Origin of the sequence: Halocola ammonii (assembly GCF_049334165.1) — a bacterium.
GTDB lineage: Bacteria > Bacteroidota > Bacteroidia > Flavobacteriales_D > Sanyastnellaceae > JBEGHD01.
Genome location: NZ_JBEGHD010000015.1, coordinates 1 through 12083, shown reverse-complemented (window position 1 = coordinate 12083; position 12083 = coordinate 1). Strand labels below are relative to the sequence as shown.

The following is a 12083-nucleotide window of genomic DNA, read 5'->3' as shown; positions in this document are numbered from 1 at the left end:
CGGGAGCTTAATTTTTTAGTCGATTTTGAAGGGCTACTTCAACTCGCCAGTTCTTTCGGCTTTTGCGTTCAATTTGTTTTGCCATACTAGCCAAACAGCAATACCCAAAACACCGCCAGCAACACAGAGCCAGTTAAAAGGCTCGCTCATTGGAACAAGAACTGTTTCGAAAGTAGCAACAAGAAAATCGCCAATTGGAATGAGAATATCTTCGAGCGTCATCGTTTCTAATTTTTTACAAAAGTAGGCAAGAAAGTGAAAATATGAAACAATTAACTTTGGCGCGATGATTTTGCGCATTTTTCGATCCAATCAGCCCTTCACAGCAATCTTTGTAATTCTGCTGGCGCTCCTGTTGTGGGTTCCAGAATGGATGCGACCCATTGAATGGGATGATCAAAATTCTTTTCTGCTCAGTGGTCTTTTTAATGCCATCAATGAGACTCCCTGGCTCGTACATTCATTAAACCTCATTTTTGCGGTGAGCGGAGCCCTGGGTTTAAACAAGATTTTCAATCGTTCAGAATTTCACTCAAAGAGTAATCACCTACCGGCATTCTTTTTCATCCTGACGGCATTTCTGTTTATGCCTCTTCAGAGCTTTCACCCTGTGCTTCCAGCTCTAGTGTTATCTCTGCCTGCTTTGAGTTTCATGCTTTCAGTTTATCGACAAACTCGCGTCCTTCACGAGTACTTTATGTCTGGCTTTTGGATAGGTATTAGTGCTCTGATTTATCTGCCAATGGCCGGACTGTTTATTCCGTTGCTCATCTCAATTTTATACACCAGAGCTTTTAATTGGCGAGAACTATTGCTCCCCCTCATTGCCGGCACATTACCTGTTGCTTATTGGTTTATTTACGCAATCTTCATGAACCAGGACGCATTGGAAAGTGCAGCTTTCGCGTATAGTTCTGTTGGCAACCTGCAACGACTGGACCTTTATCAGGAATCTGCACTCGTGTTTTGCGGACTTCTGTTTTTCCCTTCACTGCTAGAGTATTTGAGGTCTTATGGATTTTCGTCTAACCGTTCCAGAAACATCAAGTCAGTTTTTACCATTATGAGTATCGGCTTTTTGCTAATCGCGGCTGTTGGAGTCTACTACCATCATTCGGGTGAGTTGTTGCTGCTGTCTGCTCCACTCGCAGTTTATTACGCTATGCACTTTTTGGAATTGAAGAAAAAGTGGGTAGCCAATGTTATTCTCGCTCTGTTTTTCGCCATTGTTATCTTCCGCATCTTTCGTCTGGCTGCATACCTCAGTGATATGTCAATCATTTAAAACCTTTCTGGATTAAGTACCGTACAGGGGAGGACAAGAACCTAACTCGTACGTCTTAAAAACAATCCAGAAAATGAAAACTTTTTACCAATCGCTTGCCGCATTTGCCGCTGTTTTGGGATTCACCTTTGTGAGTGCTTTTTCAGCAAATGCGCAATCTACAGTGCAATCTATCTCTTCAGGAGAATGGAGTAATCAGGATAACTGGGACTGCGGATGTGTACCTTCTCCGGAAGATGACGTGGTCATCTCTGCCACTTCAGAACTCAACCTCACTGAAAACACAACCGTAAAGAACCTTTCGATAATCAGTGGAGGAACGCTCACTTTGAGTGCTTCCTCGGTTATAGAATTGACCGTTACCGGAGACTGGGACAACCAGGGAAATTTTGGATCTGAATCCGGAAAAGTAATCTTTTCCGGGACAGAAGATCAAGCTATTTCAGGTATTACTGATTTCTATGAGCTCGAGCTTTCCGGAAGCCAGAATGTTATAGTAAATGGAGAAACAGGTGTTTTCCATGCTCTTAATATTCAGGGCTCCAATCTTCAGACAAACGGTATGTTCACTTTGAAGACTCAGCTTGGGGAAACAGCTTCTTTGCTTCCTCTTATTAATGGATCTATCACCGGTGATGTGAAACTCGAAAAAGAATTTCACAACACAACGGCCGGTTGGATGCAATTCGGAGCTCCATTTGTAGATGCAACGTTTGGCCAACTAAACGATGACGTAACTACAACAGGCTATCCCGGTTCTAACTTTCCAAATTCCAGCTTTGTCAACCTCCGCTATTATTCTGAACCAGTTGCAATTGATGCTGACTCTTACTTACCTGTGGGGACAGCAGCAGACACCATTGAAGCTGGCCTGGGTTACTATCTGTATTCAAATGCAGGTACTTACACCCTCGATTTCGAAGGTGAAATTATAACTGGTGAGCATGATTTTCCAGTGACATATACTGAAAACGGAGATACAAAACGAGATGGTCTCAATCTGGTAGCAAACCCTTACCCGGGAAGCATTGACTGGACATCAGAATCTGGGTGGGAGAAAAACAATATGGCTGGAGCACTTTATTTGTGGAACAGCGAGATGAAGCGCTTTAGAACTTATCTTAACGGATATGCCGTAAACAACGGATCTCCAATTATTGGTGCCGGTGATTCATTTTGGGTTCAAGCCAGCGGAGAAAACCCATCAATGACAGTGAATGAAACGGCAAAAACTTCTGAAACATCAACAGAAGTAAATACGACTGAAGATTTTCTCAAACTGAAGCTCAGCAATGGAGCTACACGAGATGAAATTATCGTAGTGTTTGATGAGGAAGCTTCAATGGAATATGAGTCAGACAAAGATGCGTTCAAGTTCCAAAACTCTTCAAATCCCATTAGCATTAGCTCAGTGAGCTCAGAAGATCTTACACTATGCATTAACTCAGTGCCTTTGACAAACGAATCACTTTCGATTCCTGTGTTAATTCGTGTAAATACCGCGGCCACTTACACTCTGGCAATTCAGGATATACCTCAAAACATGGCTGACGATCGTTGCCTTTATATGGAAGATACAGTAACTGGTCAAATTTACGATCTTACCGCAACGGGGGAGTTTGAATTTGATTCAGAAGTAGTAGAAAACCAGGGACGTTTCATAATTCACTTGAGTGAGAAAGTTGCTCCAGAAGTGACAAACATCGCCTGCTTCGGTGACAACAACGGGCAGATCAACGTTGATATGATCAGCGAAGGAACCTACGATTACTACCTGCTCGACAACAACCTCAACGAAATTGAGTCGGTGATGCAAACGACAGAGCCAGTAGTATTCGAAGATCTTACGCCCGGAACCTACACAGTTGAAGTTCATACTGACGGTGGATATTGCTCTGTAAGAACAGTTCAAACTCAGATTACTCAGGGAGCTGAGATTTCTGCTCACGCCATCCCAACGCACATTGATTGTGGCGAAGACCTGGTTGGAGCAATCGACTTGCTGCCCGTTGGCGGAACAGGACCACTCACTTTCCAGTGGTCTAATGAAGCCTCTACCGAAGATCTGGAAAATATTGCAGGTGGCGATTACACCGTGATTATGACAGACTCGTTAGGCTGTACTCGCGAGATGACATTCAACGTGTTTGAAGCTGTTGACGTAGTTGCAGAATTTGAAGTTCCAGGTGAACCTATCGAGTTGATCGAAGGCGTTGCAGAATTTCAGTTTAACAACATGACCTCAGGAGCCACTCAATACGAGTGGGACTTTGACGATGGCACATTCTCAGAAGAAGAAAATCCAGTTCACAACTTCACGCAAACAGGAACTTTCCTTGTGGAGCTCACTGCTCAAAACGATGATTGCGCTGACAGTTTTCAGGCAGTTATCAATGTAGAGCAAGGAGTGAATGTGGAAGAACTCAATGACAATGGACTGGTAGAAATCAAGAAAGACCAATCAGGGTGGTACTTGCAGATTGACTTCCAGCAAGGCCGTCAACTTGAGATTAATGTCTACAACCTCGTTGGTCAAAAAATCACGAGCACCATTAGAGGCAACTTCGACAACGACCGTGTAAGCCTCGGGCAATTGAGTCAGGCTCAACTGAAGCTTATCGAAGTAAGAGATCTCGAAAACGGAGATGCAAAAACATTCAAGGTGACGAATTAGTGAATAATTCCGATTTGGTTTGAAATGGAGAAGCCGGGATTTTCACTGATAAAAATCCCGGCTTTTCTTTTTCATTAAGCTGCAGCTAGTCACCTCTGAAATTCCTATTTTTGCGCTGTTCAAAAAAAGGAATTCAATGAAGTTTGGAGTTGTCACATTTCCCGGAAGTAACTGCGATGCAGACATTATCTACGCCCTCGAAAACAGCCTTCACCTCGAAGTAGAAAAACTTTGGCACAAAGACCGCGACCTTAAAGGAGCGGAATTTATTGTTTTGCCCGGGGGCTTCTCATTTGGTGATTATCTGCGTTCAGGAGCGATTTCGCGCTTTTCACCGATCATGGAATCGGTGATTGAGCACGCCAAAAAAGGCGGATACGTGCTGGGAATCTGCAACGGCTTTCAGGTGCTTTGCGAAGCTCACTTGCTCCCAGGTGCTCTACTCCACAACACTTCCAGAAAATTCATTTGTCAAAACACATATATTCAACCAGTTTCTCAAACGGCTATTTTGACCAATGAGCTCGACCACAGAAAAGCTCTCAAAATACCGATTGCTCACGGTGAAGGAAATTTCTATGCTCCAGAAGATCAGCTGCGCGAAATCAACGACAACGATCAGGTACTTTTTAGATACTGCGACAAGGACGGAAACGTAACCGAAGAAGCGAACCCCAACGGATCGATTGAGAACATTGCCGGTGTAACCAACAAGAACAAAAATGTTTTTGGAATGATGCCTCACCCGGAAAGAGCTTGCGACTTTGAGCTCGGAAACACAGACGGCCGACTTATTTTCGAAAGCATCCTGAAAGATGTGATGGCATAATTTTTCTTAAAAGCGAAGTCCTGCCTTCATTCAGCTGAATATCGGCCGAACTCCCGAACATAAATTTTTTAAGTTTGTTAACGCAGTACTTTTAATCCACGCGTTATGAGCCAATACGAAGCTGGTCCCTTGCTCTCGAAAATTAATTTCCCGCAAGACCTAAGAGAAAAAATTGCTGAAACGGAACTCCAACAGCTCTCCGGAGAACTTCGACAGTTTATCGTTGATGTCGTTTCAGAAAAAGGTGGTCACTTTGGTGCCAGCCTCGGTGTAGTAGAGTTGACTGTAGCTCTTCACTACGTTTTCAATACTCCTTATGATCAAATCGTTTGGGATGTTGGCCACCAGGCATACGGTCACAAGATTCTCACCGGAAGACGAGATAAATTCGAAACCAACAGAAAGTATCAGGGTCTCAGTGGTTTTCCAAAACGCTCAGAAAGCGAGTATGACACTTTTGGCGTTGGTCACAGTTCCACCTCAGTTTCTGGAGCACTAGGAATGGCAGTAGCCAGCAGATTGAAAAATCAGCCAGACAGGCAACACATTGCTGTGATTGGCGATGGTGCCATGACAGCCGGATTGGCTTTCGAGGGGCTCAACCACGGTGGAATTGAAGACACCAACATGATTGTGATTCTGAATGACAACTGCATGTCTATAGATCCGAACGTTGGTGCACTCAAAGAATATTTAACGGATATTACCACTTCGCACACCTACAACAAGGTAAAAGACGAAGTTTGGAACTTGCTCGGCAAGATTAGCAAGTTTGGACCGAACGCTCAGGCGATTGCGCAGAAAGTAGAAAATGGAATTAAATCGACCCTACTCAAACAGAGCAACCTTTTTGAATCACTCAACTTTCGCTACTTCGGACCCATCGATGGCCACGATGTCGATTATCTGGTGAAAGTTCTGGATGATCTTAAAGATATTCCAGGTCCAAAATTGCTGCACTGCGTAACGGTGAAAGGAAAAGGGTACGAACCTGCAGAGAAAGGATCTGCCACGAAATGGCATGCACCTGGGATTTTCAACAAGACTACTGGAGAGATCATCAAAGTCACTCCCAAAACTCCTGAGCCGCCAAAATATCAGGATGTATTTGGCCACACGATCATCGAGTTGGCCGAGAAAGACGAAAAAATTGTTGGGATTACTCCAGCGATGCCCACTGGTAGTTCGCTAAAATATATGATGGAGGCCATGCCCGACCGAGCATTTGATGTGGGAATTGCAGAGCAACATGCTGTTACCTTCTCAGCGGGATTGGCAACTCAGGGATTGGTTCCTTTTTGCAATATCTACTCATCGTTTATGCAGAGAGCCTACGATCAGGTGGTACACGATGTGGCGTTGCAAAATCTGCCAGTAGTATTTTGTCTGGACAGAGCCGGAATTGCCGGAGCCGATGGGCCAACTCACCATGGAGCTTTCGACATTGCCTATATGCGTTGCGTACCAAATATGGTAGTAGCAGCCCCGATGAACGAAGCCGAGCTGAGAAACATGATGTACACTGGATCAATCCACGGAGGTCCTTTCAGCATTCGCTACCCACGAGGAAAAGGCGTGATGCCAGAGTGGAAAACCCCAATAAAAAAGACACCAGTAGGCAAAGGTCGAAAGATTCGCTCCGGAGAAGACATCGCAATTTTGACCATCGGCCACATCGGCAACAAGGCTGTTGAAGCTGCGGAACTTCTCGAAGAAGAAAATATTTCAACAGCTCACTACGATATGCGCTTTGCCAAACCGCTCGATGAAGTGATGTTGCATGAAATCTTCACTAAATTCAATAAAGTCATCACCGTGGAAGACGGATGCATTCAGGGTGGAATGGGCAGTGCAGTGATCGAGTTTATGGCCGACAACGAATATCAGGCTCAGGTGAAAAGACTGGGCATCCCAGATAACTTTATCGAACACGGCAGCCAGGAAGAGCTTTACACAGAGTGCGGTTACAACACGATGAATATCGTTGAAACCGTTAAAGAGATGCTCCCTGGAGCTGTCTCCAAAAAGAAGATGGTAGGATAGTTTAATATGGCAGAAGAGATTGTAAATAAAGTCGCAAAAAGCGGCATTCAAACTGTAGAACTCGACAAGTATTTCCCGGAAATTCCAGTCGCTGAAATCGACATTGCAGAAAACCTATGGCAGGGAATCGCTCTTAAGGAAAAGGATTTCAGAGAATTCGTTAAAACCAACGACTGGTCGAAGTACTCAGGAAAAGCTGTCGCAATTTTTTGTTCGGCAGATGCAATCGTTCCAACATGGGCTTACATGCTACTGGCTTCCAGTCTTCAAGAGCATGCCGAGCGAGTAGTTTTTGGAACCGCTGAAACGCTCAAAACTGTTTTGATCATTGAAAAGCTACGAAGCGGAATCAATCCGGACGATTTCGAAGACGCGCGGATTGTAGTAAAAGGCTGCAGCGACAAGGCCGTTTCTGAAGCAGCTTTTGTGGAGTTGATAAACTTACTCCAGAGCAAGGCAAAAATGATCATGTATGGCGAGCCCTGCTCCACTGTTCCCGTGTGGAAACGTCCTAAAAAATAAATTCCTTCACTCCTCCTGAGCTTTTCAGTTGGGATTAGCTAAATTCGGCTTCCAACCAATATTTTCTTGAATGATCACTCAGGACACGGAGAAAAAACTCTTTTTGCTTGACGCTTATGCGTTGATCTACAGATCGTACTACGCCTTTATCAAAAACCCACGTATCAGTTCCAAAGGTTTGAACACCTCGGCAATGTTTGGCTTCACCAACACGTTGCTCGACATCCTGAACAATGAAAAACCATCTCACATTGCTGTAGTTTTCGACCCACCTGAAGAAACTGTTCGTTCCGAATATTTCACTGAATACAAAGCCAATCGAGAAGAAACGCCAGAAGACATCAAATTGGCCATCCCCTATGTGATGAAAATCATAGAAGGATTCAAGATCCCCATTATCATTTACGAAGGATACGAGGCAGACGATGTTATTGGTACGCTTGCAAGAAAAGCCGAACAAAAAGGATTCACCACCTACATGATGACGCCAGACAAGGATTTTGCACAGCTCGTTTCAGATAAAATTTTCATGTACAAGCCCGGTAGGTTTGGCAACAAGGCCGAAGTTTGGGGAATTCCAGAGGTGCAAAAAAAGTTTTCTGTTGAGGACCCCAATCAGGTCATAGATATCCTCGGCATGTGGGGTGATAAAGTCGACAATATTCCAGGAATTCCCGGAATCGGTGAAAAGACTGCAAAAAAATTCATCAAGAAATACGGCTCTGTGGAAGGCCTTCTTGAAAACGTTGACGAGCTTAAAGGAAAGCAGAAAGAGAACGTGGAGAACAACCGCGAACAGGCGCTCCTTTCGAAAAAACTGGCCACCATTATTACAGATGTTCCAGTAGAACTTGAGGAAGAAAAACTGATCCTGGAAGACATCGACAAGGATCTCATCCGCGAAGTTTTTGCCGAGCTCGAGTTTCGCACGCTTGCCAAAAGATTGCTCGAAGAAGACATCGCGGCAACTGAGGGTGAAGGTCAGATCAGCATGTTTGGCAATGACGATAGTGATGACGACAGCTACTCCAAAGAAGAGGTAGTTGAGATGAAAACCATCGAAAACACCAAGCACGATTACAAACTCATCGAAAGCAAAAAGGAGATTGACGAATTAGTCAAAAAGCTGGAGAAAGCTTCAACTTATTCTTTCGACACCGAGACCAGTGCACTAAAAGCAATGGAAGCAGACCTGGTCGGAATGTCTTTTTCATTGAAGGCCGGTGAGGCTTTTTATCTTCCACTAGGCGGCTCTAAAGAGGAGATCACGGAAAAGGTGGAATCATTTAGAAAGATATTTGAAGACGAGAAGAAAACTGTAGTTGCCCAAAACCTGAAGTACGATTTGAAAATGCTTCGGAGATATGGCTTCGACATTAAAAACAAAGTCTTCGACACCATGCTGGCTCACTACCTGATCAATCCAGAGATGAAGCACAACATGGACCTGTTGGCAGAGACCTACCTCAACTACCAGCCGGTTTCAATCTCTACTTTGATCGGCAAGAAAGGTAAAAACCAAAAGAGCATGGCCGACCTCGACCCAAAAGAGGTTTACGAATACGCGGCAGAAGATGCCGACATTACTCTTCAATTGAAAGAGAAATTTCAGGGTGAAATCGACAAAAATCACCTTAAGGATCTGTTTGAGAAAATAGAAGTGCCGTTGATTCATGTCCTTTCAGACATGGAGCTCGAAGGGGTGAAGCTCGACACCGAAACACTAAAAAACTTTTCTCAGGAGCTTGGCAAAGACATAGAAAAGCTGGAGAAGAACATCCACGAGCTGGCAGGAGAAGACTTTAACATCGATTCGCCAAAACAGCTTGGCCCCATCCTTTATGAAAAACTGGAGATTACCAAAAAGCCTAAGAAAACCAAATCCGGTCAGTACAGCACAAGTGAAGACGTGCTTAGCAAACTCACCGACAATCATGAAATAGTTAGCGAGATTTTGAATTACCGCCAGCTCAAAAAGCTGAAGTCTACTTATGTAGATCCACTTCCCTTACTCATTGACAAGAACACGGGACGACTCCACACTAACTACATGCAGACAGTAGCCGCTACCGGACGACTGAGTTCCAACAATCCCAACTTGCAAAACATTCCCATTCGCACAGAACGTGGACGAAGCATCAGGAAGTCATTTGTAGCCAGAGACGAAGACTACTTCCTCTTGGCAGCGGATTATTCCCAGGTAGAGCTGAGAATAATTGCCGCCCTGAGCGGAGACGAAAACATGCAGCAGGCATTTTTGGATGGAGAAGACATTCACAGCGCCACAGCCTCCAAAGTTTTTGATGTGAAACCGGAAGATGTCGATCGCGAAATGAGAAGCAAGGCAAAGGCAGTGAACTTCGGAATTATTTACGGACAGGGAGCTTTTGGACTTGCACAAAATCTCAACATCAAACGTGGCGAGGCCAAAGAAATCATTGACTCTTACTTTGAAAAGTACAGTAAGATCAAGGAATACATGAACAAAAACATCGAGTTTGCACGAAAGCAGGGCTATGTGGAAACGATCAAGGGCAGACGAAGGTACTTACCAGACATCAATTCTAAGAATGCTGTTGTTCGTGGCTTTGCCGAGCGAAACGCCATCAATGCCCCAATTCAGGGATCTGCAGCAGACATCATCAAGATTGCCATGATCGACATTCATCGCGAAATGAAGAAAAGTAATTACAAATCAAAGATGACCATGCAGGTGCATGATGAACTCGTTTTTGACGCTCATAAAGACGAAATTGAAGAACTTCAATCGATGATAAAGGACAAAATGCAAAACGCTGTGAAGCTTGCAGTTCCATTAAAAGTCGATATCGGTAAAGGTAAAAACTGGCTGGAGGCCCATTAGCGCTTACTTTTCCTGTGGCATGTAGGACCATTCTTACCTGCGCATTGGGGTAAGCTCCTACCGATTGGCTTTAAGTGTGAAATACATTTGACTAATATTGTATAGGAAAACAAACTTTTTTTTCACTGCAGCGTAAGCACCCACAGAGAAAAAGTTTTAATCGTAAGCAATTAAATTATAATTTGACCAGAAATAAATAAACCTCAGTTAAACCATGTTTTCAAACAAGCTATCTCTGTTCACCCTCAGCCTGATATTATTATCAGGAGCTTTCTTCACCTCATGTAATGGTGGAGAGTCTTCTTCGGAAGAAAATAAAGAGGAAGTAAAAATCAATGACATCCAGGAGGAAGACGCTGATTTTAAAGCCGAAAAGGTTAAAAAGATTTTTTACACCATCCCTTCACCCATCGAAATGGCTTCACTTATTCAACAGAGTGGCGAGTCATACGATCAAAGCATTTTGAATGATGTAGAAAATGTCAACCGCTACTCTACTGCTCAAAAACAAGCACTCAACCTCGGCATCTACGGAGCCGACTTGAGCTACACCAGCATGTTCGAGCAAAATCAGGAGTCTATCTACTACCTGTCAGCAGTTCAAAAACTCTCCAAAGACCTTGGAGTTGCAGGAGCGATCGAAAAAGACATTTACAACAGAATCAACGACAATAGAAACAATCGCGACAGTTTGCTGCGCATCGTTAGTGATGCTTACTGGTCGCTCAACAGCTACCTCAAAGAAAATGGACGTGAAGAAGTTTCGGCCATCGTGATTGCCGGAGGTTGGGTAGAAGGACTTTATCTTGCTTCACAACACCTCACCGAAGACAACGCTGCACTGAAGCAGCGAATTGCAGAGCAGAAGTACTCGCTCAAGGACTTGATCGCGCTTCTCGAAAGCTATGAGAATCAAGAGAAGTTGCAAGAAGTTGTTGCCGACCTAAAAGAAATCCAAACTATTTATGATCAGGTGAGTATAGAAAAAGGTGACACTGAAACGTCTGAGGATGAATCAGGCACTATGGTCATTGGCGGAAAATCTTCTGCAGAAATATCGAACGAAACACTCGATGCTATCGTAGAGAAAGTAACCGAAACCAGGAACAACTATATCAACTAATATCGAAACTTCGCATATCATGAAAATATTTAAATATCTTCTTCCCGTTTTAATTGCACTTCCACTGACAGTTCACTCTCAGTGTAGAAGCTTCACCAAAAAGAAATGCCTTCCAGAGTTGGGAGAGTACATTCAGAATGACAACTTCAATAGTGCCGTATTGGTTCCAGGTGATGAGGCAGAATTACTTCTCACATTTTACGCAGACAAAGAATACAGACTACTTGTTTGCACTCATCCAATCTTAGGAGAAGTTGAATTCGAAGTTTTGGATGCTGACGAGGAACTGATTTACAGCAACAAGGACAAGAAAGACAAGTCGATGTTTGACTTCAAAGTGGCCTCGACTCAGCAGTTAATCGTCCGAATAAAAATTCCTGAATCGGAAACTGAAAACAACTCCCTCGTGCATGAAGGGTGTGTTTCAGTGATGGTAGGATCAAAAGAAAGTTAGAAAATACAATTTTAGATAAGCTTAGAAAAAACTCCGGTCGACTAGTCGGCCGGAGTTTTTTTGTGCTAACAGTTAACAGCACATCCGTTTTTTTACTTCTAGAAACCCTCAAGAACGGCAGGTGTTACAAGGGCCTGGCTTCAGCCTCCGATGGAAGTGAATACACGCATTCACGAATTACTCAGAACGTCAATGTCGGAGCACTGTTAAGGAAGACACCAAAAATCAGGATTTAGATTACAACAACAAGACAGGTAGTAAAAAACGAAGAGGGCGCGCGGCAAAGCCGC

General features: G+C 43.8%; 9 protein-coding genes. 8 read left to right on the top strand and 1 reads right to left on the bottom strand.

The features are described from left to right. Positions 1–33: 33 nt before the first annotated feature. A complete protein-coding gene (locus ABHV44_RS14045) occupies positions 34–222 on the bottom strand; it encodes a hypothetical protein (protein WP_459075342.1) in 189 nt (62 codons plus the stop codon). A 64-nt stretch (positions 223–286) separates the two neighbouring features. On the opposite strand from ABHV44_RS14045, the gene ABHV44_RS14040 reads away from it, so the two are divergent. From ABHV44_RS14040 to ABHV44_RS14005, 8 genes are all read left to right on the top strand, one after another. Continuing rightward, the gene (locus tag ABHV44_RS14040; protein WP_459075341.1) at positions 287–1285 is read left to right on the top strand and encodes a DUF6427 family protein; all 999 of its coding nucleotides are present in this window, start codon (positions 287–289) and stop codon (positions 1283–1285) included. Between the two features lie 73 nt (positions 1286–1358). Next, positions 1359–3959: a PKD domain-containing protein gene (locus tag ABHV44_RS14035; RefSeq protein ID WP_459075340.1), complete on the top strand. Its 2601-nt coding sequence runs from the start codon at positions 1359–1361 to the stop codon at positions 3957–3959. Between the two features lie 136 nt (positions 3960–4095). Beyond that, positions 4096–4788 (top strand): phosphoribosylformylglycinamidine synthase subunit PurQ, encoded by a 693-nt coding sequence (purQ, locus tag ABHV44_RS14030; RefSeq protein WP_459075339.1) that lies wholly within the window; start codon positions 4096–4098, stop codon positions 4786–4788. A 105-nt stretch (positions 4789–4893) separates the two neighbouring features. Then, positions 4894–6831, top strand: a complete 1938-nt coding sequence (dxs, locus tag ABHV44_RS14025; protein ID WP_459075338.1) for a 1-deoxy-D-xylulose-5-phosphate synthase — start codon at positions 4894–4896, stop codon at positions 6829–6831. 6 nt (positions 6832–6837) lie between these two features. Then, a complete protein-coding gene (locus tag ABHV44_RS14020) occupies positions 6838–7353 on the top strand; it encodes a DUF2480 family protein (protein WP_459075337.1) in 516 nt (171 codons plus the stop codon). Between the two features lie 70 nt (positions 7354–7423). Next, entirely contained in the window at positions 7424–10216 is a 2793-nt protein-coding gene (gene polA, locus ABHV44_RS14015; protein ID WP_459075336.1) for a DNA polymerase I, read from the top strand. A gap of 214 nt (positions 10217–10430) precedes the next feature. Then, the gene (locus tag ABHV44_RS14010) at positions 10431–11339 is read left to right on the top strand and encodes a hypothetical protein (RefSeq protein ID WP_459075335.1); all 909 of its coding nucleotides are present in this window, start codon (positions 10431–10433) and stop codon (positions 11337–11339) included. 19 nt (positions 11340–11358) lie between these two features. After that, on the top strand, positions 11359–11793 hold the full coding sequence (locus tag ABHV44_RS14005; RefSeq protein WP_459075334.1) for a hypothetical protein: 435 nt from the start codon (positions 11359–11361) through the stop codon (positions 11791–11793). Positions 11794–12083: the final 290 nt, after the last annotated feature.

Excerpts from the sequence above, each read along its gene's own strand:
- ABHV44_RS14045 (WP_459075342.1), bottom strand. The coding sequence starts at position 222 with ATGACGCTCGAAGATATTCTCATTCCAATTGGCGATTTTCTTGTTGCT.
- ABHV44_RS14040 (WP_459075341.1), top strand. The coding sequence starts at position 287 with ATGATTTTGCGCATTTTTCGATCCAATCAGCCCTTCACAGCAATCTTT.
- ABHV44_RS14035 (WP_459075340.1), top strand. The coding sequence starts at position 1,359 with ATGAAAACTTTTTACCAATCGCTTGCCGCATTTGCCGCTGTTTTGGGA.
- purQ (WP_459075339.1), top strand. The coding sequence starts at position 4,096 with ATGAAGTTTGGAGTTGTCACATTTCCCGGAAGTAACTGCGATGCAGAC.
- dxs (WP_459075338.1), top strand. The coding sequence starts at position 4,894 with ATGAGCCAATACGAAGCTGGTCCCTTGCTCTCGAAAATTAATTTCCCG.
- ABHV44_RS14020 (WP_459075337.1), top strand. The coding sequence starts at position 6,838 with ATGGCAGAAGAGATTGTAAATAAAGTCGCAAAAAGCGGCATTCAAACT.
- polA (WP_459075336.1), top strand. The coding sequence starts at position 7,424 with ATGATCACTCAGGACACGGAGAAAAAACTCTTTTTGCTTGACGCTTAT.
- ABHV44_RS14010 (WP_459075335.1), top strand. The coding sequence starts at position 10,431 with ATGTTTTCAAACAAGCTATCTCTGTTCACCCTCAGCCTGATATTATTA.
- ABHV44_RS14005 (WP_459075334.1), top strand. The coding sequence starts at position 11,359 with ATGAAAATATTTAAATATCTTCTTCCCGTTTTAATTGCACTTCCACTG.